Annotated in this window: 29 protein-coding genes; 6 read left to right on the top strand and 23 right to left on the bottom strand. The window is 45.2% G+C overall.

What is annotated here, in order from left to right; all coding sequences use genetic code 11:
* Positions 1 to 33: 33 nt before the first annotated feature.
* On the bottom strand, positions 34 to 1,020 hold the full coding sequence (gene asnA / locus KW844_RS14795) for an aspartate--ammonia ligase (protein ID WP_218377558.1): 987 nt from the start codon (positions 1,018 to 1,020) through the stop codon (positions 34 to 36).
* Positions 1,021 to 1,271: 251 nt separating this feature from the next.
* Between asnA and KW844_RS14790 the strand changes: the two genes are divergently transcribed.
* Positions 1,272 to 2,345: a serine hydrolase gene (locus KW844_RS14790; RefSeq protein WP_218377557.1), complete on the top strand. Its 1,074-nt coding sequence runs from the start codon at positions 1,272 to 1,274 to the stop codon at positions 2,343 to 2,345.
* Between the two features lie 2 nt (positions 2,346 to 2,347).
* On the opposite strand, the gene KW844_RS14785 is transcribed toward KW844_RS14790, so the two are convergent.
* Complete coding sequence (locus KW844_RS14785) at positions 2,348 to 3,187, bottom strand: hypothetical protein (protein ID WP_218377556.1); 840 nt, start codon at positions 3,185 to 3,187, stop codon at positions 2,348 to 2,350.
* Between the two features lie 98 nt (positions 3,188 to 3,285).
* Here KW844_RS14785 and KW844_RS14780 point away from each other — a divergent pair, with 98 nt between their 5' ends.
* Together KW844_RS14780 and KW844_RS14775 are read left to right on the top strand one after the other, a co-directional pair.
* Positions 3,286 to 3,882: a GrpB family protein gene (locus tag KW844_RS14780; RefSeq protein ID WP_218377555.1), complete on the top strand. Its 597-nt coding sequence runs from the start codon at positions 3,286 to 3,288 to the stop codon at positions 3,880 to 3,882.
* A gap of 74 nt (positions 3,883 to 3,956) precedes the next feature.
* On the top strand, positions 3,957 to 4,298 hold the full coding sequence (locus KW844_RS14775) for a HopJ type III effector protein (RefSeq protein WP_218377554.1): 342 nt from the start codon (positions 3,957 to 3,959) through the stop codon (positions 4,296 to 4,298).
* 54 nt (positions 4,299 to 4,352) lie between these two features.
* Here the strand turns inward: KW844_RS14775 and KW844_RS14770 are convergent, their stop codons facing one another.
* Complete coding sequence (locus tag KW844_RS14770) at positions 4,353 to 5,258, bottom strand: AraC family transcriptional regulator (RefSeq protein ID WP_218377553.1); 906 nt, start codon at positions 5,256 to 5,258, stop codon at positions 4,353 to 4,355.
* Positions 5,259 to 5,266: 8 nt separating this feature from the next.
* Positions 5,267 to 6,145 (bottom strand): alpha/beta hydrolase, encoded by an 879-nt coding sequence (locus tag KW844_RS14765; protein ID WP_218377552.1) that lies wholly within the window; start codon positions 6,143 to 6,145, stop codon positions 5,267 to 5,269.
* Positions 6,146 to 6,443: 298 nt separating this feature from the next.
* Between KW844_RS14765 and KW844_RS14760 the strand changes: the two genes are divergently transcribed.
* The gene (locus KW844_RS14760; RefSeq protein ID WP_218377551.1) at positions 6,444 to 6,782 is read left to right on the top strand and encodes a helix-turn-helix domain-containing protein; all 339 of its coding nucleotides are present in this window, start codon (positions 6,444 to 6,446) and stop codon (positions 6,780 to 6,782) included.
* On the top strand, positions 6,772 to 8,037 hold the full coding sequence (locus KW844_RS14755) for a type II toxin-antitoxin system HipA family toxin (RefSeq protein WP_218377550.1): 1,266 nt from the start codon (positions 6,772 to 6,774) through the stop codon (positions 8,035 to 8,037). The genes KW844_RS14760 and KW844_RS14755 overlap by 11 nt, the downstream gene beginning before the upstream one ends.
* Positions 8,038 to 8,336: 299 nt before the next feature.
* Here KW844_RS14755 and KW844_RS14750 read toward each other — a convergent pair whose 3' ends face one another.
* Positions 8,337 to 8,552: a helix-turn-helix domain-containing protein gene (locus tag KW844_RS14750; protein ID WP_218377549.1), complete on the bottom strand. Its 216-nt coding sequence runs from the start codon at positions 8,550 to 8,552 to the stop codon at positions 8,337 to 8,339.
* Between the two features lie 148 nt (positions 8,553 to 8,700).
* Here KW844_RS14750 and KW844_RS14745 point away from each other — a divergent pair, with 148 nt between their 5' ends.
* Positions 8,701 to 9,069 carry a response regulator gene (locus KW844_RS14745; RefSeq protein ID WP_218377548.1) on the top strand — a complete coding sequence of 123 codons (369 nt, stop codon included), beginning with the start codon at positions 8,701 to 8,703 and terminating at the stop codon, positions 9,067 to 9,069.
* Positions 9,070 to 9,090: 21 nt separating this feature from the next.
* Here KW844_RS14745 and KW844_RS14740 read toward each other — a convergent pair whose 3' ends face one another.
* From KW844_RS14740 to KW844_RS14655, 18 genes are all read right to left on the bottom strand, one after another.
* On the bottom strand, positions 9,091 to 9,495 hold the full coding sequence (locus KW844_RS14740; RefSeq protein WP_218377547.1) for a helix-turn-helix domain-containing protein: 405 nt from the start codon (positions 9,493 to 9,495) through the stop codon (positions 9,091 to 9,093).
* Complete coding sequence (locus KW844_RS14735) at positions 9,495 to 9,656, bottom strand: hypothetical protein (protein ID WP_218377546.1); 162 nt, start codon at positions 9,654 to 9,656, stop codon at positions 9,495 to 9,497. Before KW844_RS14735 ends, KW844_RS14740 begins: the two co-directional genes overlap by 1 nt.
* A 141-nt stretch (positions 9,657 to 9,797) precedes the next feature.
* Entirely contained in the window at positions 9,798 to 10,319 is a 522-nt protein-coding gene (locus tag KW844_RS14730; protein WP_218377545.1) for a hypothetical protein, read from the bottom strand.
* A complete protein-coding gene (locus tag KW844_RS14725) occupies positions 10,316 to 10,852 on the bottom strand; it encodes a hypothetical protein (RefSeq protein ID WP_218377544.1) in 537 nt (178 codons plus the stop codon). The genes KW844_RS14730 and KW844_RS14725 overlap by 4 nt, the downstream gene beginning before the upstream one ends.
* Entirely contained in the window at positions 10,842 to 11,114 is a 273-nt protein-coding gene (locus KW844_RS14720; RefSeq protein WP_218377543.1) for a hypothetical protein, read from the bottom strand. Before KW844_RS14720 ends, KW844_RS14725 begins: the two co-directional genes overlap by 11 nt.
* Positions 11,114 to 11,347, bottom strand: coding sequence for a hypothetical protein (locus KW844_RS14715; protein ID WP_218377542.1), 234 nt, complete (start codon positions 11,345 to 11,347; stop codon positions 11,114 to 11,116). The genes KW844_RS14720 and KW844_RS14715 overlap by 1 nt, the downstream gene beginning before the upstream one ends.
* 9 nt (positions 11,348 to 11,356) lie before the next feature.
* Complete coding sequence (locus KW844_RS14710) at positions 11,357 to 13,567, bottom strand: GDSL-type esterase/lipase family protein (protein ID WP_218377541.1); 2,211 nt, start codon at positions 13,565 to 13,567, stop codon at positions 11,357 to 11,359.
* A 42-nt stretch (positions 13,568 to 13,609) separates the two neighbouring features.
* Positions 13,610 to 14,599 carry a hypothetical protein gene (locus tag KW844_RS14705; protein WP_218377540.1) on the bottom strand — a complete coding sequence of 330 codons (990 nt, stop codon included), beginning with the start codon at positions 14,597 to 14,599 and terminating at the stop codon, positions 13,610 to 13,612.
* A complete protein-coding gene (locus KW844_RS14700; RefSeq protein WP_218377539.1) occupies positions 14,599 to 15,552 on the bottom strand; it encodes a hypothetical protein in 954 nt (317 codons plus the stop codon). Before KW844_RS14700 ends, KW844_RS14705 begins: the two co-directional genes overlap by 1 nt.
* Positions 15,549 to 17,768 carry a hypothetical protein gene (locus KW844_RS14695; protein ID WP_218377538.1) on the bottom strand — a complete coding sequence of 740 codons (2,220 nt, stop codon included), beginning with the start codon at positions 17,766 to 17,768 and terminating at the stop codon, positions 15,549 to 15,551. The genes KW844_RS14700 and KW844_RS14695 overlap by 4 nt, the downstream gene beginning before the upstream one ends.
* Positions 17,765 to 21,016, bottom strand: coding sequence for a tape measure protein (locus tag KW844_RS14690; protein ID WP_218377537.1), 3,252 nt, complete (start codon positions 21,014 to 21,016; stop codon positions 17,765 to 17,767). Before KW844_RS14690 ends, KW844_RS14695 begins: the two co-directional genes overlap by 4 nt.
* Positions 21,000 to 21,587, bottom strand: a complete 588-nt coding sequence (locus KW844_RS14685; RefSeq protein WP_218377536.1) for a hypothetical protein — start codon at positions 21,585 to 21,587, stop codon at positions 21,000 to 21,002. The genes KW844_RS14690 and KW844_RS14685 overlap by 17 nt, the downstream gene beginning before the upstream one ends.
* A complete protein-coding gene (locus tag KW844_RS14680; protein ID WP_218377535.1) occupies positions 21,584 to 22,027 on the bottom strand; it encodes a hypothetical protein in 444 nt (147 codons plus the stop codon). The genes KW844_RS14685 and KW844_RS14680 overlap by 4 nt, the downstream gene beginning before the upstream one ends.
* Positions 22,028 to 22,046: 19 nt before the next feature.
* Positions 22,047 to 22,256: a hypothetical protein gene (locus KW844_RS14675; protein ID WP_218377534.1), complete on the bottom strand. Its 210-nt coding sequence runs from the start codon at positions 22,254 to 22,256 to the stop codon at positions 22,047 to 22,049.
* 1 nt (position 22,257) lies between these two features.
* The gene (locus KW844_RS14670; protein ID WP_218377533.1) at positions 22,258 to 23,211 is read right to left on the bottom strand and encodes a hypothetical protein; all 954 of its coding nucleotides are present in this window, start codon (positions 23,209 to 23,211) and stop codon (positions 22,258 to 22,260) included.
* A gap of 525 nt (positions 23,212 to 23,736) precedes the next feature.
* Positions 23,737 to 24,675 (bottom strand): hypothetical protein, encoded by a 939-nt coding sequence (locus KW844_RS14665; protein ID WP_218377532.1) that lies wholly within the window; start codon positions 24,673 to 24,675, stop codon positions 23,737 to 23,739.
* A 155-nt stretch (positions 24,676 to 24,830) separates the two neighbouring features.
* Complete coding sequence (locus tag KW844_RS14660; RefSeq protein WP_218377531.1) at positions 24,831 to 25,220, bottom strand: hypothetical protein; 390 nt, start codon at positions 25,218 to 25,220, stop codon at positions 24,831 to 24,833.
* A gap of 31 nt (positions 25,221 to 25,251) precedes the next feature.
* Entirely contained in the window at positions 25,252 to 26,274 is a 1,023-nt protein-coding gene (locus KW844_RS14655) for a hypothetical protein (RefSeq protein WP_218377530.1), read from the bottom strand.
* Positions 26,275 to 26,559: the final 285 nt, after the last annotated feature.

The raw sequence follows: 26,559 nt of genomic DNA, 5'->3' as shown, positions 1-26,559 counted from the left end.
GCAACGGGGAGTCGCATGTTGTACCTAAAAAAATCAGATAGTGCCTTCCGGCCATACGCTGGCCTGCACTTCTTTGATATGTTTTTGCTGAAGGAGGAGCATGCACAGGCGCGACTGCCCAATACCGCCGCCCATCGACAGCGGGTAGGCACTGTTGAGTACGCTGGCGTGGAAGTCGAGCTGGGAGCGCTCCTCACAGTTTCTGACAGACAGTTGTTTTTTCAGGGCGGCGGCGTCTACGCGGATACCCATGGATGAAATTTCCAGTGCGCTGTTGAGGGCGGGGTTCCAGATGATGAGGTCACCGTTTAGTCCCGTGTAGCCATCTTCGTTAGTAGTGCTCCAGTCGTCGTAGTCGGGGGCTCTGTCGTCGTGAGCCTGGCTGTTGCTAAGAGCAGCACCTATGCCCATAATGAATACGGCCCCGTATTGTCTGGTGATTTCATTTTCTCTTTCTTTTGCAGAGAGATGAGGGTAAGCGGCGAGCAGTGCTTCGCTATGGATGAAGTGTACGGTTTCTGGCAGTTCCAGCGCTTGCTCCTGTTGACCCGCGAGCATATCATTGGTCGCTTTAACAGCACTATAGATGGCATTTACGGTTTGCTGCAGGTAGGCGATGGATCTGTCCTGCTGGCCGATGCGTTTTTCCCAGTCCCACTGATCTACAAAAAAACTGTGGATAGGGGAAATTACTTCATCTGCCCGGATGGCGCGCATATCGGTAACGATACCATTGTCTGGCTGGATTTCCAGTTCGTGCAGACGCATGCGTTTCCATTTAGCGAGCGATTGTACGATTTCAACGGGGGTATTAACGCCGTTGAGATTAAATTTTACGGGTCTTTCGATACCGTTTAGGTCATCGTTCAAACCGGTTCCGGATTTCACGAACAGGGGCGCAGTTACTTTCACGAGGGAGAGTTGCTGGCATAGTTGCAGGGCGAAGAAGTCTTTAATCTTCGCAATCAGCTCTTCTTTGGCGAGCAAGGCACTTTTGGATGTTTTGGCGGTTGATTGCATAAAATCTATTTACCTATACATTGATTTCATTTGAAATTTTCTTATAAAAATCATCAAATACAATACAAACTTCAATAATTAAGTTGATTAAATGAAATAATTTCAACAAAAGTCGCAATTTTTTAACAAACAGAACAAAAAAAAGCTTGTTTATGACAAAAAATGTAAAGAATACCGCCTTTTTTAGATAAAAACACTTCACGGACATATTGCTGAAATCGTTGTAACTTCCTATAGTTACAATCCGGTATATGAAGCGTTACCTCCTGGCAGCCTGGCTGCTATGCTCAGTTGAAGCCTATGCGCAGCTGCCCGTTGCAGCCAGCTATATTGATTCCATCACTGAAAAAGGCCATTTTAACGGCACTATTCTGCTGGAAAATGAATTCAGCCCCGTTTATCGTAAAAGCTTCGGACTGGCTAATATGGCCTTTAATATCCCTAATACGGCCAATACAAAATATAAGATCGCCAGCATTACCAAGGCTTTCACTGCTGTTTTGGTACTACAGCTGTATGAACGCGGACTCATCCGCCTCGACACCAGCATCTCCACCTACCTCCCTGACTATAAAGGCCCTGCCGCCAGGCAGGTCACCATCCGGCAATTGCTGAATATGACCTCCGGGATGAAGAATATGGATGCCGGCATTACCCTGGAATCGGTGCTGAAAAACGGCATGCCGCAGTACCAGCTGCCGCACAGCAACAGGGAAATGCTCACACTTTACGCCAGTGATTCGCTGTTAAGGTCACCAGGGAGGCAGTTTGACTATAATAACGCGGATTACATAGTGTTAGGGCAGCTCATTGAAGCCGTTACCAGGAAAACTTTTGAAGAACAGTTACACAGTGCCATCCTGCAGCCACTTGGCATGCAGGAAAGCGGGATGGCCTCCCAGGAAAAAATCATTGACAACCTGGCTGATACCTATTTCTACCGGGAAGATTTGAAGTCGCTCGTCAATGATCTCCCCGCCTACATCAACAACTGGTACGCAGCGGGCGCCATGTATTCCACGGTAAACGACATTGCCAAATTCTCCAACGCCCTCTTCTCCGGAAAGCTCCTGCAGCCGGCAACCATGGAACAAATGTTCCATTCCGGCCTGGACGAATACGGCCTTGGGGTATGGGTGTATAAAAAATATGCGATTAACGGACATGATTACACGATAATAAAAAGGCCCGGCTCCATTATGGGAGCGCAGGCCATGTTATTTCATGTACTGGAGGCAAAAACAACAATCATTATCCTCAGCAATACCGCTAATGTGGACATGGATCAATTTGCCGCCAGAATTGCTGACCGGCTGGTCAAATAAACTTATTTGGTATAAAGCGGGGAGCGTTTAACAAGGTATTCCAGCACATTTTTGTAGGCATCAGCTGTGTTCCAGAAAGCCTGGCGGTTTTGATTGTAGATGATATCGCTTTTGTCGTTATAGATTTTCAGATCCAACCTGGTCTGGAAATTTTGTTGACTGGTAGAGGTACTGGTAGCCACGCCGCTCTTCTTTTTATCATCGTCGTTACCTTTATTGTTGTAAGTGGTAGTACCCGTACTGGTTTGGGAAGTCCGGTTCTGTGTTACCAGGCCATCCACCACAAACTCTACTCCCAGGATCTGACAGAGGTCCGCCATGGTGTAATTCATCATTTTATCCCTGGTGATGCCTGCCTGCGCGAGCTTTACGTTAGTCCCACGCGGACTCAAAATATTATACACACCGGAATGTTTGCTCAGCAGCGCATAAGCCTCATTCTGGATTTCATCGCTTACCTCCTGGGCCTGTGGCTGACCATCGACAATAAAGCCGAAAGGAAGGATCGCCACTTTGTTACGCCGTTCCGCAGGATCTGTCACCATGGTTGGAGCGGGCGCATTGCCGGACGAAGGAGCGGCGGCAGTTGCAGCAGCCGGAGCACTGAATGACTCCACCCTGCCACTGGCATAAGTGATCTTCAGAATATCCGATTTCTTAATCGTGTACACCAGCGATTCGCCGGAGTGAATGAATTTGATGGCATCATCATTGATTTCAGTTACTTTGCCAGTCAGTACATCTCCGTTGGCTTTGACTACGATGTCGTTTTTACCGCCGGTTTGAGCGCTGGCATTAAAACAGGTAGCCAGCACTAATAGTAGCATTAGGATTCTTCTCATTATTGGGAGGTTTGAAGTAAACACGTTGTTAGGTTTCTAAACAATCAAGTACGATACAGGTTCAATCCACGTATTTTTTATACTCAAAATACATATCAATGAAACTTCCTTTTGAGCCATATAATCACGAATGGAAGCTGACTTACAGCAACCTTGAAAAAGAACTACTGCAAATTCTCGGTCCTTTACGTCCTGTAGTGGCCCATATTGGCAGCACCTCCATTCCAGGCCTTTCTGCTAAACCGGTCATCGACATCCTGGTAGGCCTGCAGGACGAATCTCAGCTGGAGAAAGCACCTGAGCTGCTCATGGCCAGAAATTACATCTATTATCCAAAATATAATGAGGATATGCCTTACCGTCGCTTCTTCATTAAACTGAAAGTGCCGCCTCAACGTTTATCGCTGCCCCTGCAGTTCGATAAAGAAGATAGCATACCGGACATCATGCATGACCATCACTACCGGCTGGCACATATCCACATTATTCCGGTTACTTCCCCCCACTGGACACGCCACATTGCCTTCCGGGATTATGTGCGCAGTCACCCTGCGGTGAGAGAGGAATACCAGCAACTGAAAGCCGATTTAGTAAAGCAGGAATGGCAGGATGGTAACGATTACAATGAGGCAAAAGATGCCTTCATGAAAAGGACGGAGAAAGCTGCGGTGGAATGGTACACCCAAACACATTAATTTCTATTTTTGGCCCGGAAAACGAGGCCTCGGTGTCTCTGAATTACTGAAAACATACATTATTCTGAATTTGCATGAAAGAGCAACTGAGTTCCCTGATAGAAAGGTTAAAAGCTAATACTGCCAGCTTTAAAGAAGTGATTGAATTTATCGAAACTTATTACCAGCACCAGCCTGCGGCGTTTAAAAACGGTGATGCCTATAATGAAGCTACCCAAAACCAGGGCAGCGCCAAAGTATTCTCTTTTGCACAAGCACAACAGCTCAGCAAGGAAGACACACTGTTATTATTTGCAGAGCATTATCAGGCCGTGCTAAACACACCCGATGCTACTGACCATCAGAACATCAGGCAATTCATGCAACATGGCTGGGCTGGCATCAGCTTTGAAAGCCGGGCGCTGACGGCGAAATAATTATATTGAAATGAAAATGCCCGGTAATCATAAGATTGCCGGGCATTTTTTTGTTTAATTAAATGATCTCCTGAATGCTGACGGGGAGCTGTTCGTTTTCTGTTTGAAAAACCTGTTAAAGGATTGGGAATGTTCAAACCCAAGACTCCAGGCGATTTCACCAACAGTGAGGTTGGTGGTTGACAATGCTTCCTTTGCTTTTTCAATCACCCGGTTATGTATATGTTGTTGTGCATTTTGCCCTGTTAAACTGCGCAGCATATCGCTCAGGTAATGCGGGGAAAGATGCAACTGGTCTGCCAGATATTGTACGCCGGGCAAGCCTTTGTTGAGTGCAAGCGCCGTATTAAAATAGTCATCCAGGATAGTTTCCAATTTTGCCAGCAGATCATTGTTTACTGCCTTCCTGGTGGTAAACTGCCGTTTATAAAAACGTTTGCAGTAAGTAAGCAGCAAATCAATATGGGCAATCACTACGTCCTGACTAAAATCATCCAGGCGTTCGGCCAGTTCGGCGCCTATGCTGTTAAAAATAGCCACCACTTTTTCCTTTTCTTTTATGGATAGATGCAACGCTTCATTGGTTTCGTAGGAAAAGAAATCGTATTTTTTAATAGTAGTTGCCAATGGATAAGACTGTAAAAAGTCAGGGTGCAGGAAGAGATTAAAACCTTCGTAGGTATCCGCCTCATCGGCCACTGTCAGTACCTGATTGGCGGCAACAAACACCATTCCGCCGGCATCAAAATCGTAATAGCCTTGCCCATACCTGATTTTTCCTTTTATATCGTTCATAAAAGATATCTTATGAAACCCCAGCACCAGTGATACTGGAAATGCTTCCCTGATCATATTCACTTCACAGTTATGCACAATGCTAACCAGGGGATGCTGTGGCTCCGGCAATCCCAGCATACGATGCAATGCGGCGATGGTCTCGATCTTAAACGGTTGCTGCATACTTAAAATTAGAGGTTTTCAGTGAAAAACGCATGGAGCTTATCTACCGCCTGGTTTACATACGGCTGTTTGTAATATAGTTCCACGTGGGTGGGACCGTCAATAATAGCATGCTCCTTAGGTGCTTTGGCGGTAGCTATTGCGGCCTCCGTCATCCAGGTGGTAACGGCTTCAGATCCTGTAATCATCAGCAAGGGTCGTGGAGCAATTAAATCTGCAAACCGGAAGGCATCGAAGCCTGCGATCAGTTCCACACTTTTCCATTGAAAGAATTTGGCAGAACGCGGATGCTGGCCCTGGTCCGTACAGTAGTATTTCCATCCTTCGTAGACATGCAGCCCCATTGCTTTGGCCTGCTCTTCAGCAGGAAAGAGCGGAAATGATCCCGGTTCTTTGGCGGATCTGTCGGCCGCGGCCATGTCCAGCATCCCCTGGATCACCTCCATGCCTTGCTTACCATCACCGCCATTGCGGAACTGCCGGCCTATATCTGCTGCGCTTACTGTGGCAATAGCTTTTATGCGATGGTCTGTTGCTGCTGCTGCAACCCCATAGCCACCGGAGGCGCAGATGCCGAGTACTCCCACGGGCTTATCCTGGATAGATTGCAGATAGGTAACTGCTGCTTTGATATCTTCTATGCGCTGGGCGGGATCTTCGAGGCCGCGCGGCAGTCCGCCGCTTTCACCCTGGTAGGCGGCATCAAAGGCCAGGGTAATAAATCCTTTTTCTGCAAGTAACTGCGCATATAATCCGGCTGCTTGTTCTTTAACGCCGGTGCCGGGATGGCCAACTACCAGGGCTGCAATGGGTTTGCCTGCCGGCAGGTAGAGGTTTGCTGCGAGAGGGATGTTGTTGGAAAGAAAGGTGACTGATTTTGTATTCATGGTCTGTGTCTTTATTTGAATACAAAGTTGGTGGGATTGTGTTGGGGAGATGTAGCCGAAGTGCGGGAAAGTGTAGCGGGAATGGGGGATTTTTTACAATTTCGGAATTGAATTCCGGAATTGTAAAATCTCGGTATTATTAGTTCTGATGGAGGTAAAACAAAATGTAGCTATTGCGGAGAAATTTTACGTTTATTAATTGCACACATATTTATAATTATTTTAATACTGTTATCACAATGTTCATTTTAACAAACAAAAATGCTAAATTTGTTAATAAAATTGAACATTATCACTTATGAAAGAGTCCATAACTATGTTACCCAAGGCTCGTAAGATAATGGAGCAGATGGGAGAAAACATCAAACTTGCGAGAAGAAGGCGAAATTTCAGTACGACTCAAGTTGCAGAGCGGGCTGGGCTTAGCCGTGGGACAGTCTGGCAAATTGAAAATGGATCACCTTCTGTATCCCTAGGCAATTACTTTATGGTTTTATTCGTATTAAATCTGGAGAAAGACTTTTTGAAGTTGGCAGAAGACGATCAATTGGGGCGTAAGCTGCAGGATGCAGGATTGATCACTAAGAAACGCGCTCCAAAAAGAAACAAAAAACAAACTGAAGAAGATGCCGACTGATAAAATGATATATGTATATGCTGACTGGGAGGGATTAAACAATGCCCCTTTACTGATGGGCATGCTTAATAGTGCCCATAGCAAAGGGAAGGAAGTCTTTTCTTTTGAATATTCAGCAGAATGGTTGGCGTCCGGCAATAGCCAGGTCTTAGACCCTGACCTAAGTTTTTATAGAGGACGACAATATAGTACGGGCGAGAAGCACAACTTTGGTTTGTTTCTCGATTCTTCTCCAGACCGATGGGGACGTGTCCTAATGAAAAGACGGGAAGCAATAATAGCGCGCAAAGAAGATCGCAAACAGGTAACGCTGTTTGAGTCAGACTATTTGTTAGGGGTTTATGATGAACATCGAATTGGCGCCTTACGTTTCAAGTTAGATCCAGATGGAGATTTTGTAAGCGGAGAACAAGCCCTTGCAGCGCCACCATGGACATCACTGCGGGAACTTGAAGAAGCCAGCAAACAATTGGAGCAGGATGATTTTGACGACGATGAAGCATTGAGATGGCTAAACATGTTGATGGCTCCCGGATCGTCATTAGGGGGTGCACGTCCCAAGGCAGGGGTAAGGGACCCAGAAGGTCAGTTATGGATCGCCAAATTCCCAAGTGGCAATGATGAGGTTGATATTGGTGGATGGGAAGCTGTTGCAATGGATATTGCCAAAGCTGCAGGAGTACTTATATCTCCTTCTAAAGCACAGAAATTCTCCGGCAAGCATCACACATTCTTAAGCCGTCGCTTTGACCGTACTCCTAGTGGCGAAAGGATACACTTTGCTTCGGCAATGACTATGCTTGGATATTCGGATGGCGCTGATTATACTACCGGCGTCAGTTATCTGGAGCTGGCTGAATTTCTTATTAAAAATGGTGCGAAGGTCGATGAGGACCTGGAAGAACTCTGGCGCAGAATTGTGCTATATGTAAGCATCAAAAATACAGATGACCACTTGCGTAATCATGGTTTTTTATTGACAGTGGAAGGCTGGAGACTCTCTCCGGTTTATGATGTCAATCCATTTGCTGATGGTACAGGACTTACACTCAACATATCGGAAGACGATAACTCTCTGGACCTGGATTTAGTGCGATCTGTTGCACCATATTTCCGTGTGGCTAAAAAGCAGGGCGAGCAGATTATCGCGAAAGTATTAGCTGCAGTGAAAGACTGGCGTCAATATGCTATTAAGATAGGTTTATCTAAAAGGGAACAGGATTTAATGGAAAGGGCATTTACTGACCACATTTAGGTTTAGGTGAAATTTATTATATCCATCATCTCCTTTATAAAGGCCTCAGGCTGAAAGGAAAGGATTAACTAACTAAAAAGGGAGGGTAAATAACTGATTGTAAAGCAGATACCCATAAAATACAAACAGCTACCAGAAATCTGGTAGCTGTTTGTATTTCTCCCATTTGAAAGTGGGATTCCTTTGCTGTGGAGCTGACGGGAACAGCGTCGAACTCAAATGAAATGGAACTGCTGCTAATGTGGCTAAAAAAAGCAGTTTAAATATATTTATATTAATAATTTATGTTTTAGTGAAAATTATATATGATCAATCAGATCGGAGACAGTAGTTTTAAGGGTGGTGGCAATCGCCAGGAGAGTTTTGAGAGTAGGATTTCCTTTTCCGGTTTCTATTTCCCACAGCTGCGACAGGGATATTTCCACACGGTCTGCGAAATCACGCGTGGACATCTTGGCCTCTACCCTGAGTCGCTTGATTTTCTTACCCAATCTTATTGCTATCTCCTTATCCATTAAGGATAAAGTTCATGTATATGATAAGATTTATTGACTCGATATATCGAGTCAGTGGAAAATAATTACTACATTCGCCTGCACAGCGTGGGTGCCGCTCATTCTGGGTGCCACCAGTAGCGGGAAACCGCCTGCGCTGTATTACCCCATGGCTATACTTCTATTTGATTCAGATCCGGTGTTTCCACAAGTCCTTGCGCCTTACCTCCGAGAGCGCCGGTTTGAGGTTTTGGAAGCTACAACCTACCCAAAGGCGGCGGAAATATTGGCCACCGCCAGTTGCCAGGTAGTGTTGGCCAACAGGTTTATGCCAGACATTGATGTATACGCATTTCTCCGGCGCCATGCCGGCAACGTCCCGATTATCCTCTATGCGGATGTAATCTTTGACCGTATGAATCTTTTAATGGCAAATGCCGCAGGTGTAGTAGTGCGAGATACTACAGCTATTCTATTTCAACTGCTGCTCCTGGATGCAAAAAATAAAAATCCTCCTGCTGTTGCAGGAGGATTTTAACTGTAATAGTATCTTAGAAGATCAAATTATATCCAATTTCTTACCCAGTGCGTCCGCAATTTTTGAAAGAATATCCTGCCCGGTCGAGTATTTACCCTGCTCAATTCTACTGATGTTTTGCTTCAGCATACTGGTTTTTTCAGCAAGTTGATCCTGTGTCAGTCCTGCTTCCTCGCGTAATTTTTTTATTCGCTCCCCGATGGCACGGCGGTGGTGAGCTGCGTCAAACTCTCTGAATGTGGCTATGTAATCGAACTGGTCTTGTATTGTGCCTATACCTATCCTGCCCGCAACGGTAGGCGCTATCCTAAGACTATCTTCAATTCCAGGATAATCAATTATCATTTTCCCTCTCAGATCAACTGACTCATCAGAATTAAGGGGAAGGGTGAGTGTAATGTCACCCCTTGTTATAGTTTTTTTCATTACCTACCTTTTTTAAGTTCCTTTACTTTTTCCAGTCCAGCGTTGAACGCATCTGCTTCTGTTTTGAAACCTTTTTGCACGTATAATACCCCATCAATGAAGTATAGCCATACTGGCTGAAAATCTTCTGTTAATTTTGTGGTAATGCTATAAGTATTCATTTTAGCCTTGCCGAATTTACCCTGTTGCCGCCAGCTTTATTATTTGATAAGTCAAAATTAAAGTAATCAAATTTGATTACCAAATATTTTTTCTGAGTCTTGAAAAATAATTTCGTTGAATTTTGTTGCTTCATATCGGTGCTACGAGAATAACCCTACTGCCTGCCGGTACATACTGGCAAACCCTTTAAAATCATCCTCTGTAGGCTCTGCAGTAGCACTACCTGCCGCCCACTCCTTCTTGTAGGCCCTGGCAAAATCGGTTACATTTTTCACATCCATGTCCACAATTTTGCTGGTATGTCCACCAATGTAAAGGCCACGCTGCTGCACTCTATCCATGAGCATTTGGAGGCATCCTGCTACGCTGTGGAATGCCAGGAATAACCTGGGTTTACCTGTGCCATTCTCGTTCTTTAACACTACACCTGCGATCAGCGGATCATAAATGGCTGGCCAGCGTCCGGAGTCGGCCTGAAAGCCGGAATAGTTTTCATTAATCCCGCTGCGGCCATTACCGCTCTCCTTACGGAAAATCATATAGGCAGCACGCTTCACCCCTATTGGGGAGTTGGAATCCTGGATAGTCTTTATTGCCACCGACATTTCCACCGATGTGCGCCGGAATTGCAGTATCGGTTTTTCTGGATATGCATTTTTCATTTCACATACTTTCTAATTAGGTAAATCACAGCAATAACCAGCGATATGGCTATGCCTGCTCCTACCAGCCAGTTAATACCGGTTTTGTCTATTGTTTTGGTGGAAACCGCGGTAGATTCTTGCTTCCTGCCTGCCTGTATACTGCTGCCGGTTTCTGTTTTCTTCTGTTGGAAATCCACCGGCGCCATAACTTCCTCCGGATTCTTTCGCGCCCGCACCTGCAGGTCACGCCCGGAAACCTTCCCAGAGGTATCCCGGCGCGGCTTACTCGTTACGGTGAGAACTAGCGCACCGGCCTGAACTGATTCGGACCTGGTACCCGTGTCTTCTGCTGGCAAATACCATGTAAGGCCAGCGCTATCCGGACGCGTGTAGGCGGGCACTGTGCCGGATACGGTGGTTTCGGTTACCACTGAGTTTTCCTGTACAGTAATCCCCACACTGTCCTTTCTGCGCTCCTCCCGGGTAATAGATTTACGGGAGGATGCGCAGGAGCAGAGCAGCAACAGGCCAATAATTATTTTAGTGTGCATTTCGTTCATTTTCCATGTTAGCAACCTTCTGTTCCAGGATGGCTAATCTCACCTTAAAATCAGCTTGATTCGCCTCAATCTGAGCTTTCCAGATTTTATTATCCTCATCCATTTTATCGACCTTCTTCTCAACGCGACTGGTTGTATCGTCTACCTTATCTATTTTGTTGGCCGACTTGCCAATAACCCATACTACAGTAACTGTTTGGGCAACTATAATCGCCACTTGGACAATGCCTATTTTTATATTTTTCAGGTCCATTACTCAGGCTTTGAAGGGTCATCAATATTTCTCTTCTCCTGGCGGAAATAGTGCATGGCAACCATAGTCAAAATGCTGATCATAGCGGTCTTTACATCAACCACATTATTGTTTTGAACGGTGGCGAAGTGAGTGCCGGAGATGTAAAAAAAGTACCCGAAGCAGGTCACTACAATAATAAGCGCCAGCAGGTGCTGGAAATTAAAATTCAGATTCTTGAAGAAATTTGCCATTGTTCACATTTAGAAGGTGGATAATGCCGTGCGCTTCCAGCCTGCGGAGGTTTTCAGATACAAGTAATTTGCATCCCACGACACATCCCCAGTGTTACCATTAGTATCTGCTGAGGATGTAGGTGTATAGGAAGTACGCAATCGTAGTTGATTATATCCAGTGGCGCCGGAAACATCGAGCCGAGAGGACGGAGAAGTATTGCCGATGCCAACATTTCCGTTAGTCAGTATCCTGACCTGTTCATTGCCTCCTGCGAACAAGGTCATCGGGTGGCCGGAAAACGTGCCTACCAGGCCGGTTCCTGCGCCAGAATCGTAGAACAGCAGATTAGACACAGTGCCGTTGCTAGCCTGCAAATAGCCGGATACGCGGGCATTACCTCCGATTTGCAGTTGCGTACTTCCATCGTCAGCAGTATTAAGCGCCATTCTCAGACGTGATTTGATAATGGCCCTTAATGATAGAATTGTATCGTAAGCGGTAGTGATGCCGGCATTATTCGCCGTGTCCTTGCGAAAGATGAATCCTTCTTGAGGCGAGCTATTATCTCCATTCGTAAATATCAGATTGCTTGAATTGTCAACGTCTCCTGTCGAATACCACTTCACCTCTCCATAGTCGGAGTTTTTAGCGAATCTTATATAATTCGTATCAGTGAATTGCATATTACGATCTGTGCTGTTGCCGGCTCTTAGTGCCTGATCAAGTGTTTGAAATTCAGTATGGAAGCTGAGCTGATCAACATAGAAAGCCTCTCCTGCTGTTCTCTGCAAGAATATCAACCTATGCCCTGCCGGGATTTTTGTGAGTGTTTCCGCTGCGATCGGCGTCGTAATAGCACCAGCCGTGTAGTTAACTATTGTTGTGTCGCGCTGGGAAATACCATTCCCGTAGCGTACCAGCAGTGATTTAGTAGCGCCATTATTAACAGTCTTAATAGCCAGCTGAAGATCTGCTGAGCTATTGACTATTACAGGATATACAGAATTGCCTAATAACTGCCACAGGTACCCAGTGGATGCGGAGGCATAAGGAAATGTAGCGCCGCCGTTAAAAATCCGATTCGGAGGGTAAATAGTAGTGCGATGGCCTACGATTGTATGCGTACGAGGATCACGCAAGAAATTTGCCGCCGCCTGGCTGCCCCACTCATTATTTGCGAGCGCATTCAGGTGCAGGCCATCTACCCATTGTGTGGACATCCAGCCGGTTATCTGCTGCGCATTGATTATGTCCAGATTGTACTTGTGCGCCACCTCTACTATCGCGGTTTTATACATGCTGATTTTAGCCTGCCCCGTACTGTCATCGATATCCGGTGGAAGCGTGAGTAACACCCAGCTATGCTGTTTCAGACGCCGCTCTACAATTGCTGATAGATTTATTTTGTATTGATCTATAGGCACAACACCAGACGGGTAGGAAGCGTAGTTCATTGCGTCGTTGTGGCAATACTCAATGATTACCGCGTCGACCGGCGCACAGGTATCCCAGCGTGTTAAGCCCTCAATTGTCCTATCGCCAGGATAACCACGATTGATAACCGTAGCATTTACCCCAGCATATTGTAATGTACTCTGAAGGGCTGATGGATACTGGTATTGCGCTCGGGGAATGGTACTGCCATTTATCCCGGACACAGGCCCATCCGGGTACTGCTGGCCGTAAGTCAGACTAGTGCCTTCACATGCAATCGTAACAGCGGCGCCTGTACGTATTTTCTCGAAAAACGCGTCCGCATAACCTCTGCCCAGGGAGATCGTATCTTTGAGCTGCGCCAGTGTGACCAGATTTGTATCAGCCACCGCTGGCTGTGCGCTGATTCTGCCAGATATATTCAATAAATAGCTGCCTGGTGTAATAGTGGTGTTCTCCGACAGTGGTCCGCCCAGCTTAATGGTATCTCCTGAGAGAGATAAGCCATTGCGAGGAATGAGGGATACGGAGCCGACTTTTTTCCATTGTTTGCCGGTAAAAACCCAGACAGATGAATCCCCCCCAGATATGACAAACGATACGGCGCCAGAGGAGTCAATGTTCGTTGCAATAGGTATTGATTTTTTGTTTGGCAGACCTAGAAAATCAGTAACCTTAATGCGATAATGGATTTGTCCAGGAGGATCTATCTCATTTAGTTCCTGGGCATGTATTGCCGGGGCGATAAAAATTAAAATGGCTGCCAGATAGCTATTCCGGAGAGCCGTCATTACTTTTTTCATATAACTAAGGTAAATACAAATTACTGTTCTTATAGATTTTATCTATATTTTTATTAAAGAGTAATAGAACCAAATATTTTGAATATTGGGCGACAATTCCCGTAGTAGGAGCGTAAACGAGTTCGTGCCTAAATCTCTAACTGCCCATATCACATCGTTGTCTTTATCCCAATCAGCCCCTGTGGAAACGAGAGATCCAACTACTACATACTCTCCTGTAATGTTCCGGTTATGTGTAATTGTCCTAGTCTCGTCAACCCGCACTACGTCTCCAACAAAAAATTTACCTGATCCAGCGATCTGATTTTGCACAGATAACCGCAGGGCGTTAACAGCTGCGGATGTAGCGAGTGTATCAGAACTATTATTGTTTATTGCATCAGACTTCGCATTTGGGATATTCCCTAGCCCGACCTGAGACTTGGTAACAGCATGGGGGTTGTTCGTGTTACTAATATGGCTATTTATCAACTCATTCAGGCTAAATATATCCGCTGCGACATTTGATGAATAAAATGGCGCAAGCTGAATCACAAATGTTTCTCCATGTGAAAATGGCTTGGTATCATCCGTAAGATTAAACCCGCCTCCAGGACGCTGCACCCATTCAGGATTTCGATCCTTACGCAATGCCCTACTGGCACCGTTACGGTATATCCGGGCAATGTTATATCCATCTAAGGATGGAATAGGCGCTATCCTTGTTCCTGCCACTGGATCAATATCAATAGTGCCACCATCTACAACAATTGTGACATCTTCAATAAATTGTCCCTGATACAGCTTTGGCACAACCATATACGAACTCCTTTCTACCCCTATGGTTGTTCCATCTGGCGAACTATTAATAAGGATTATATAGGGCTCTGGAGTGGGTAAGGTCATTACAAATGCTCTGGGATTAAGCTGTGGAGGAGCAAACACCTGGCGGGCACTCAGAACCTCGACTGTCCGGTCGCGTGTAGGGAAAGCTCTGGCTATCACATAATCTGTTGGTGTTGTATCAAATTGTACGGTGCAAGGTGCTTCCATTAGTCAATCTGTATTACTTGAACAATATTATTTTCAACTGGCCCGTTCATAGTACCAAATGCATCTGTGTAAATATTATACGTAACTACCACTTTATCATCAAATTCAGCGTCAAAATTGTTATCGTAATCATTTTTTGTCTCGGCTATTTTCATATCCCACACAGGCATTGGGTAACCGGAAATCGATGTTGGTTCTAGCTTGGATTCTGGGTCACGGGTAAACTGCTTACCATCCACAAGGACACTGCTGCAGCAAAAAATGCGGCTGATCTTGTCAGATACCCATACGGGAACGCCTAATCGGTAATTAATGGTTTCGCCTAATCTGAGATTAGCCGTAAGGTGTGGAACTGAATCCAAAAGAGTTTGATCGTAGATTTGGTCGACATATACAGTATCCTCAAACTCCGGTTGGTAATCAGTAATCGTAGCCTCAGCTCGGAATGTTGGGGCATACCCTGTATCCCAGATAACACCATGAGCATTTTCATCGCCCTTGTACTCAAATAGCACTGTTTCCGGGTGCCGGAGACGTATATCCATAGGTTCAGAGATCAGTTGCCTGGATAGTTCTCCAGATCCAATAGTAATAAGTGCATAATATAGCCCGGGGCCTACATCAGCAAGCTGTAATTTTGCTTCGAATATTTGATAAGACTGACCTATAATACTGGTGGTGATCTGATCAAAATTTACCGACTTAACTACTCGCTGAGTGCAGGTGATCAAATCTATACGAAGAGGCCCATATGTGCTTTTGAGTTGCACCCATATGATGTCTGTTTGTTGCCATTTCTGAAAGTAATTCACCTGGGTGTCACTAGGCCTTAGGCTATTTGCGAACCAGTCCTCATCAAAGTGCACGAAGTTTTTACCAGCTATTGCCGGCCTATCTACTCTTACCATCCGAAGTGGATTGGCTTTGGGTATTGTGACTACATTCGTACTCATATTCTTTTGGTTAAATCAGTATTAATTGAGCATAGTATGGACCAACTTTGCTCCTCTTTTGTTGTAGGCTTAACCCCGCCGTCAATTAAGGCGCCACTGTAAGTCCTACCCTTATAATCAGTTATTTGAATCATACCAGACCTGGACATTTGAACTACATCAAGAATACCGAGTGGGTATTTTGTTGTAAACTCAATGATAAATGGTTTAAAAAACGGCTGTCCGAGCAACCCAATTGGCATATCTGCATCTTCATCTACAACAGCACCAGTAATGCTGGTGGTTTTAAGCTTACTGTTTTTATCTGTGGTCTGATAGGTCAACGAAGTTCCTTCTCGTTTATACAAGACAGATCTGAGATATCCTCCGTGTATACTCAGAAGGCGCTTAGGCGAAATTCCTATATTATATACTGTGCTGCTTAGCAAGCCTTCCACCTCATAAAATACTTGTCGAAAAGGCTCCCATACAACAGCTCCTCCTTCATCGAGGTAGCCAATGCAATCTATAAGGAATACAGAGTTGTCGCTGGCATTATCAGTCGTAGTTTTGCCGGCTGTATTCACCCTGAGAAATTCAATGCCATATGAATCCCCCCTGAAGGAGCTTGTTAAATCCAGTTCATTTACGATACGCCCCATAGGCGCATTGAAAATGGACGTATTATTAAACTCGTATCGGCCATTATTGTCCTCATAATCAGATGACGGGAACCCTACCTTAACGCTGCTGTAATAGAATTTATCAGCAGGAAGAATACGAACTTTTTTCACAACACCTAAATCATATGCAATATTCCCACTGAGGCAATTTTGTCTTGAGTCTATGGTAAGAACATTTTGCACATTCCGCACCCCTACCGACTTAACAGCATCGATCGACTTATAACAATCCTTGAATGATGTTTTGATTACTGCGTCCGAAATTTGCCTCACCCCATCACCTGAGGTTACCAAAATCGCTCTAAAGGGGTTTGTCGGTGACCCATCGCCAGTGGGCCTAATAAAATCGGCATTCCCCGTAAACTGGCCATTAGATATTTTACTAACCATCCTGGTGAACAAATCTCCTAGAAGTAAGGCGCGGCACGGTGTTGTCGGGTACAAAAAATCGAACCTAAAAGCGGTGGTACCAGGAGTAAGGGTTGGGTCTTCAAAATCATTGTACCAAAATGAAACCCACTCCCCGCCTACCAAAGGGGCGCCAGGCCTCCAATGTGTGGCATAAATGAAAAGAAAAACCTTATCCCCATTTTCAACAGAAACCTGATAATTACCGACGATATGGTGCCTTACCAGGTTCTTACTAGTAAGGCCAGCCTCTGTAAAGTACAGTCCAACATTGTCGCTTGTATAGATACTGAGGCTCTGCTTAAATGTTCCGGTTGAATTAAAAATTCGTAAATCAACCTTTATTTGAATACCAGCAACAGGAAAGTTTGGTTGAATCCCAGTTGGGCCAGTCCTATAATTCCCAGTTTTAAACTCGAAATCCGGGCTAAAAGTCACTGTAGATGTTGTGGTAGCCTGAAAAATCAGATTACCAGTATTGTAAACAGCAGTATTATCTGAAGGGTCATTATCCCTGAGGGGAACAAAGTCTGTAGCTTCCACTGATGTTGGTACATTATCACCTTCATTACTGATAATACTACTGGCAGGCAGGTGTCCACCAAACAATGTGGCATTGAACTGATCAGCCTTCCCCACCAGGAGGGAAGTTGTGGACTGCTTCAAGTTTATACCGCTTAGTCTGATCACCTCGCTATTGTCGTCCAATGGTATTTCATACTTCACATCCTCATTCTTCTTAATGAAATACATTACACCACCTTCCGCCAGATTTACATCAAAATATGAATCCTGGTCATCCATTTGACTAAAATCAATCTCCCCCTTATAGTAGGTTTCGTGAATTTGGGTCTTAGAATTTAACTTCAGTACCACCAGGAATACTTTCGCCTCAATACTACCATTATATACTAGCGAGCGGAGAATCTTAGCTCCCTGCCTAACAAATCTAAGTGGTACAGTAAATGAGCGATCCAGCCCTAAATATGTCATATTCTTTGCGAGGGAAACCCCCTGACTTATCCATCCATCAGGGCTATTGGGTAGCGGTGTTTGTGTGGGGGTCGTCACGACATCGTTGCCACTTACGCTGTAAGTGGCCCCATTTTCATCCGCCAGGAAAAACAACCATTCCTTGACCCTCATCGCATGTACTTATTAATGTATTTAGTAAACTTGTTATCCTCTTGCCTTACCTCGTTAATCCCTTCCTTTGTCCAGTTCATTACCTTTACCTGTGCTTTCTTGGCAATAGCTTTCTCTACTTTATCAAGCTTGCCGCCAAGCCCTTTGACTATCTTTTCAGCCATGGCACCACCAGCACGAGGATCAGACCATTCGGGTATTGGCTTAAAAGCACTCCATGCCATGGCTTCATAAAATCGATCAAGCGACGGGAACACCTTAGTATCTGCCGGAAGATCATACAAGGTATCGCGAGCGGGGGACATGAATGCGGTGCCATCTGGCAATAATCCGACTTCATTTTGACCTCCATCACCCAGGAACGCATAACCTCCTGGATGCCTATCGGTCCCGTGTTTATAACGAGGTATCGGCGCCACTGCAACAGCGGCAGCCTGCACAGCGCCTGCTGCCAAGACAAACGGAATTTGCGCGAGCGCTTGCGCTGCGAGAGCCGGACCGACTATTGGAGTAGCTGCTAATGCAGCGGCTTGAGCTTGAATTTTAAAAACATTTTCAGCAGTTGTAATCGCTATTTGAAATAGTGAGATTGCCTTTTGGAATTGAGCCGCCCTTACATCAACATCCCTCTGGCGCCTGGCTATATTTTCTTTCTGTGTCTGTGCCTGTGCATCAATTACGGCTACCTTATTGGCCTTTTCTTGTTCAGACAATAATTGATTGTCAAGTGCAGCTATTTGTCGTTCCTTAGCTTTATCTACCTCGTCGCTTTCTGATTGAAGGCGATTCTTCTCATTTGTAAACTGAGCCTCCCCAATTTCCTTTGCGAAACTGAATGTTTCTAAGGCGAGATCTTTTAATCTGCCATTTAGGTCCTTCTGAAGCTCCAAATGCTTCGTGGCATATGCCTTAGCAACTTCAGCTTTGCTTTCCTCTGATTTGGTGAAGTATTCAAGATCTGCATCTCGTAACTTGTTCTTTAACTCAAGAAGCTTGGATTCCAAATCACGAGTATCTTCTCCCCTGAGCTTCTGAATATCCAGCATTGCCTCGGCAGCCTTGATGTCTTCTTGTATGCCTAGGATGGTGAATTTATTCGCAATCCTGAGCTTTTCAGCCTCATACTGTTCTTGGCTAATGAGCCTGCGTTTATAAAGGGAGGCAACTTGACGCAACTCTTCTTGAGCCAGCTGCTGTAAGGACGCTTTTTGCACCTCAGCATTGTGTGCTATCTGTTTTGTATTATCGTCTGCGTTGTCCTTCAAAATATCAGACAGCATCTTATTCAGGTCGGAAGCATTTTTTAACTTCTCTGACTTGAATTTTGCATCGACAACCAATAACTGCTCGCTAACAGCCTTACCTTGCTTAACCTGCTCATTTACCAGCTTCTTTTCGCTGTCGGCCTCTTTGCGAGCCTGTATGTTACGCAGGTCGAAATAATTTTCAGCTGCCTGCATTCGTTCTGCAAGCGTATTTTTTTCATTCTCCGCAATTTCTTTCTGCCCATCAATAGCCTCTTGGTCAGAGATTTTTTGAAGATCCAGCAAGGCTTTTAGTTGCAACTCGCGTAATCGCTGCTGTTGGTTTTGATCCTTTTTACTGGCACCAGGTGTAATGGGCCCTTGTTCAGGACTATTAGTAAACCTTGTCGTTAATTCATCAACCACCGCCTGTCTAACAGCTTTCTGCCTTTGTAATAGCAATTCCGCATCCTTAACGGCCTTTTCTGCAGCCTTGTAGTCACTGTCTAATACTCTGTTGTAGGTTTTTTTCGACTCCTGTTCAATGAACGCTAGGTGTCTCTGGTAGGCAGCCAGATTCTCTTCAGTTTTGGCAATATTATCAGTCTGTAAATCTCGTTGGTCTAAAAGTGTTTGTGTGCTAGCATTCCGCGCATCTGCTCTAACTTGTTTACCTATAGATTCGGTTTGCAATGAATTGAACCCTTCTGAATCTGTCAGTTTTGTGTAGACGTAGTTTATGCCGTCCGCCATTTCTCTTATGGCAGCTGTTGCACTTCTCGCCGCTGAAATAATATATGTGAAAAATCGAGTTAATCCGCTTTCATTGCTGGATACAAGAGATGTAAATTCATTTGACAGGCGATTTATTTCGCCCTGTAGGCTTTCCACCTTTTCTTGGGAATCTCTACCAAATGTTTTCTCTAATTCTGCTGCAAAACGCGGGAGAAATTCAGACGCAATTAATTCACCATTTTCCAGCATTTTATTAAGCTGAACCTGGGTAACCCCTATACTGCGGGCAGCTATTGCGAAGGCACCAGGTAGTCTTTCACCTATTTGGCCTCTTAACTCTTCCGCTTGCACCTTTCCCTTGCCAAGTATCTGTGAGAAGGCAAGCAGCACTCCTTGTGTATCATCGGCGGAGAACTTTAAAGTGGCAGCAGCTTCAGATACAGAGGTAAAAATCTTTCTGGTTTGATCAGCTGACAATCCTGCCTGTGTACTTGCGGCATAAAATAACTTATAGGCCTTAGTAAGATCCAGGACATTCAGCCCCAATCTTTCTGATAGATCGATTAGATAGTTTTGGTTTTTATTAAACTCTTCTTCTGTGCCCGAAACAGCTTTCATCGCTGAATTTAGAGAGTCAATGGCAACTGTCTGGTCAAAAATCTCTTTAGCAGCAGCTGCCGCTGTGAGCGGTACCCCAAATTGACCTATTAAGCTACTAAGTCCGCCGACTAAACGGGATGGATAATTACCCACATTGCGCTGATATCGTCCAGTTTGAGCTTCCAAGTCACCGACCTCCTTACGGACCGCCTTGAGGTCATTCAATAGTGCCTGATTCGCCTTACGTGTTGCAGGACCATAGGAATCCCATTCACGCGTCATAGCCTTCAGTCTCTCGCGGAGTTCATTTAGGCTACCTATTTCACTAACTACATTCTGTTTATTTTTCCGGCGTTCTGCTGCTGCCTGGGCTTCTGCTAGACGAAGGGCTTCATAGGCATTTTTAGTCTTAAGCAATTCTTGTCGAAGAGCCGATTCGGCCTCTGTTGCCTCTGCCCTGGCCTTTTTGTACGCATCAGACCCCACGCGAGCCTCCTTCAAGGCGTTGGCCATATCCTTAAATCCATTGCCAAAATTCACCCCCTTGGCAGCGTTATGGACCTCCTTAATCATCCCAATAGCTTTACCCAGGAGATCAAATAGGTTCTCCAGTTGCCGGTTGACACGACCCTCGTCTATGACACTGTTTATTTTATCGTCTGCCGACATGCTGCTCAGCCCTCCTTGCTTCTTCTTGTAGAGTCTTATTGATTGCTATATAGCGCGAGATGGTAGTGGCGGTCTCGTCCACATGATACCCAGAGTACTTGGAGAGAGCCGCGAGAGAGCGATCAAAATATCCGCGATCAACCTTCGTTGTGTTGGGCCTGGACTTGATTTGCTGCAGCTGCACCATTTTATCCATATGATCCAATTCCCAAGCCTTGAAACGCCCTTCGATTTTTTTAAGTTGATTCAGATATTCATCTTGGTTTTCTGGATCATAATCCAGTTTAAATCCTTCCTTACGGAAAAACTCAATTCCGTCTGAATGCGCATACTGTTTAAGTATTTCCAGTAGTTCTCTGTAGCAAAATATATTCAACCATAGATTGGTGCTCTCTACTTCTAGCAGATAGGCCTCATCTTCAAGTGTCCCGCCAGATTCTTGCAGATACTCCTGAAACAGTGTGCCCCATGCCTCCTTCCCCTTCTCTCCGGCCCCCAATGAGGAATAATCCGCATCACAATAGCATGCGATGAATACAGACAGAGGAGTATTGTAGATTGTATTTATCATTCAGGTTGAAGCTTTAACGCATTGTTCACTTTTTGCTGAAACACCGGGCGCAGGTCAGATACATAGCCACGCTTATACACCCCGCCCAGGCCCATGATATTCCCGGTATACTTTTGAAGGAGCCACTTCGACTTAGGATCGCTGCTTACTGTAGCCAGTGTCCTCATTGATTTCTGGATCACCATGTATAGACTATCATAATAGAATCCCGTATCCTTGAGCGTCACACGATCTGTGGGTTGGCCCTTTCTCTTTTTAATAGCTATTGTTGCCGGCTTATAGAATGGCGTGATATTGCCGCCAGTTTTTTTCTTCCCCTGATCCAGCTGCTCTTTTTGCCAGTCCAGGTAATCAGTTTTTGTTTCCTGAAGTGATTCAACTGAAATATCTGCTATATTCACTCGCTCTATTCGGCGCATCAACTGAGAAATGGTCGCCATGGCTCAAAATTTAGGGTGGCTACTTAGGGCCACCCGTTAGTATTTCTGGACTATCCGGCTGAGCGTTTTTATCTTCTGCAGCAGCCTTATCTGATAGCCCAAGTTCCTTAGCATACTTTGCCAGGTCCGCATCCGGATACACACCTTTAAACTCAGCGATGAACCGAGCTTTTGTGTACCCTATCAGAGCGGCCTTATTGAAGTTTATTTTCGTTACTGGCGTTTTCATGTTATCCTCTTAAAGCGGTTAATGGAACACCTTCGAACCCGCTCACGCCAATGGCATCCAGTGCCGTAGGGTCTACAGTATTTATGACTACTTTATTAGTCGCTGATGCTGGATAATCTGGGTCAGATGAGCTCAGGGTAAGAGTGAATCCCTTGATATTAGCGTCTGCCGCGACAGAGGTGATGGTTATTGCCGCCTCAGTGGAGAAATTTTGCACACTGAATGCAGCTACGGCTGCCAGTTCTGTACTGTACTTGTCATACAGATTCACGCCGGCACAGCTAGTGCGCAGAATAACTTTGATTACCCCGGCCGCAGAGGCGCCGGACTGCGTGATTTTTATATTTCTCAGGCCCTTGATTTGCGATGGGTCGAAATCAGCCACATAGAAACCTAATTGATCGTTCAGGTAGAATGGATCAATATCGAAGTACACACTGTAATTCGTGGTAGTAGTGGCGGTGGCTTGACCCCATTTATTTGCGAAGAATACAACAGGTACGCCTGCAAGCCCGTAGGCTCCAGTTTCATCCTGTTTCCTCCATCCAAGGAATTGTCGCTTTTTATCGTAGAAAATCCAGGTAGAAGAGGTGAAGTTGTGAGAACGCAAGGCGTTAGATAAGCACATTCCCCCGTCAATATACCGGAATGTCCAGCGGTAGTGCCCATCACGAACTGGAATTTGAGTTGACCCAACAGTCTCAAATACAGTTTCCTCACTGTTGTCAGTCACTACTAGGAAGCCGTGAAGCGGAAATATCCTGTCTTCTTTGACGGGCTCCATCACTCCGGCTTCAAGGGTTGCCATCAGGCTATCCAATTCGGCTTGAGTAAAAACTCTGTCACCCGGCACCTTAAAAGCGCCGGCGATCTCGGCGGGATTAAAAAAGCATTCATCTGTGCCGGTATTGGCCAGACTTCTTGCGCACACAGTTTGATTTAAAAGATTAGCCATGGTAGTATTATTTACAGGCGTTAATGTTGTAGTTTAATGTGAAGTCAAATCTGAAACAGTGAAATGGATGCATATCTCTGAACTTGAGGCGATCGTCTCGAATTGAACCTGGGTACTCTTCCAGAACATTTGCTATACCGGTGCGTACGTTATTGAGATATACAGACTGGTATCCGTATTGCACAAGATTCTGCACGTCACGCCGTATCTCCTCGTCAGCTCTATGGGATGTAGTACTTAATTTTGGAAGATTGACAAAAAATATCAGGTGTACTTCAGCCTGGTTACCTGTGTCAAACTTTACATTTTCAGAGATTCCGAAAAATGAAAGCACGGAGTAGCGATCGTCCAAATACAATTCCCGGTATTCATTCGATCCGATATATCCTTCTGCCACATATCCGTTATCCTTTTGATTTCGGTAACACCTACCATATGCCTGGTACATGCGGTTATCCAGTCCCCATTTTGTGAGCAACTGATCATGCAGATAAGCCTGCAGTGCCTGAATTGGTATATCCACTCCTACCGGAGAAACCTTGGTGTATAGCATCCTTCTGGAGATGTTGTGGCTGTGATTTTCTTATCAACGAATAGGTTATCGTGGACTCGTTTTAACTCCCTTCTCAACTGGTTCTTAATGCCAGATGAGTACGGAAGCTCCGGAGTGGCCATATCGAGGTTTAGATCTGTATACAACCGCTGCACGCCTTCCTCTCCGATTCGCTCGTTGAGGTTAGAACGCAAGCTGTGAACTACCTTCTCAATTACCTTGGCAGCCATCTGAAGACCTATTGCCTTATCAAACAATTGCTGTTTACGAAGTATCACTTCTGTATAGTCATAAGCGCTGGATAGCTCCGCATTCAGCCCGTAGGTACGTGATGTCAGTGGTACGTCAAATCGAATGAAGTCATCATCTCCAATCACCTCAGCCTCGAATCCCTGTACAGAATAGCAATTCGCCCCCCTTTGCAGCCTGGGCCAATCATATGCCTGAATACCCACTGACTCAATATCATTCTGGAAATATCCCAGGTAGAAGACCCTTGACTTATTCACAGAAGAGATTGCCGATAAAATGGTTTCAGGCAAATTCACAATCACCTCTTCTCCATCCAGTACACTCACCTCAAAAGTGCCGACTGGCGCTTTTTTAAGATGATTGAACAGATAGATATTGAATACTCCAGATCCTTTGAAATAGAGGCTTAGAGCATGTATTTGCACAGATATATTAGTTCGGTCAGCAGCGCTTATTTGGAAGCCAACAAATTGTCCCATATTGGGGAGCAGTTCTGGGCTTTGGTCATCCCTTTCATAGATCATTTGCTGCTCAATTATCTCTGATTCGCTGAATATGCCATCAAGCACAGAAGATATCGCATCCTCTTGCATCTCTTTAAGCACTTCATTGATCGATTCACTACTGGCAGCTGGATCGGGAACAACTACGTCTTTCATGGTCTGTAGGTTAACCACAGCATGGAATCCGTCAAAGTACCGTCCAGATCTGGCCTCCTTGTTCTCATCTGATAGAATGCCCGCATATTCGGGCAGGATAGATTCTCTCCATCCTACCCGGCCAAATAACTCTTGTATGACCTTACTGTGATACATTATTGCTTCAGCGTTATAAATGCTTTCGGAATCTGGCGGTTGGTGCCACTGGATATAACTTTTACCCGGTAATAGGGCCAATAGGCTACCGGTATCGTCCATATCTTCACGTTATCGCCATTTACGGCAGTAAGTGTATCCAACCCGCTGGGTACATAGTTTACACCGTCAATACTAACCTGGACAAACGCACTGCCGGCAACCGTACCGGAAAACTTCTGAATATTCAGCTGGATTGCACCTCTCGTATATCCAGAAAACTTAGAACTGGTCAAGTAGGCAGTATCTACATTTGTCAGGGTATCTTTTGACCGGCTCATTGGAGCCTGCGCTACCGCAGACACCCAGCCGATCAGGAACACAGAAATAAGTACTATCAGAAATTTCATGTGAGTAATTGTTTAGTGAATGGTTACTGGATTAGGCCACGAGCTGTGCTACCTCGAACACCACACTTTCGGTGGCTGTAGACAGTGGAGATATCACAGTCGCGATATCTACCGATAGTTCGAACTGCATCACGTCGTCTTGGCTATTACCGTTCTGCGCGGAAGTGTCAGCGCGTTCTGCGTAAGCATGAAGCGCCAGCGGGTAATTATACCCCAGTGGATTTTGAATAGATCCATAGCCCCCCAATACAGAGTTATAATCGCCATGGCCGTTGCGGTTTTGCTTTGGAATCCATGGCAAAAGAGCAAAGGAGCCGGCTGGCATAATAAGTGAAACCCCACCTGTGTAGTTAGAGTCTTCCAGGTCAACAGATTCCACAATATTGAGTCCTGTAAACTGGAAATTTGTATTTGTACTGTTGCCGCCGCCTTGATTCGCATAAAACTCACCATCAACATATGTCTGTGGTGATGCGATGACATCAAAAGTCCCGCTGTAATTGTTTTGACGCATCATGGATTTTGCCAGCTGGTAAAACCTGGGTTTATCTGTTGCTGCGATTTCAAACGCATCGTTTGCTGCGTTGAATGAACCACCAGTAGCAGCGGTATTTATCTGAGTCCGGTTCGCATACAACAGATCAATCCCGTAAGTCTCGATGCCTTCGTAGATGTTCGTAGCGCAGTTCAACAACTGCTGAGACAGGGTCTCATCAAAGCTGTGCACGTTATTATCCATCTGTTTCAGGGAGATGGAAAATTTATCAGTAAATGTGGTCCAGACAAGCGGCAGTACAAAAGAATCGCCGCGATTGCCAGTATGGTTATAGGTGCGGCTATTGGTTGTAGCACGCTTGCTACGAGCAAGGATATTAGCCTCTACTGGACGGTCATCACGAGTACGAAGAGATTCATGAGAGGGGATTAAGACATCAAGGTTACGTTGACCCAGGGTCACGTATGCGGACTGTTTTGTCCTCATTTCTGCCTCAGTAAATCTTTTTTTGAGTAAGGCTTGAGCCTTAACAAGATTGGTAGCTGAAAAATTTGGCATTTTACAGAGTATGTAGAAATACTCCCATCATCTTGGGAAGATGCTTTGCACTGTATCCTGCGCTGTAGTTTACTTTGCCAAATATCTTAGGCGGGTCACCGGTTATTATAGAGCCGCGTATCTTGGGTTGTCTATAACTTCCAGTACAAATGTATCGATAAAAACAATAGAAACAAAACTTTCAATAGAAAAGAACAATATTCATAGGCATTAATACCTTAATAGTGCCAGGGAATCTCGTCTACTCCAACCCGGTCCGATATCGCCAACGTCAGCGCCGCACTT

The sequence above is a fragment of the Chitinophaga sp. sic0106 genome (assembly GCF_019219075.1).
Lineage (GTDB): Bacteria > Bacteroidota > Bacteroidia > Chitinophagales > Chitinophagaceae > Chitinophaga.
This window is presented reverse-complemented; position numbering and strand designations above follow the sequence as displayed.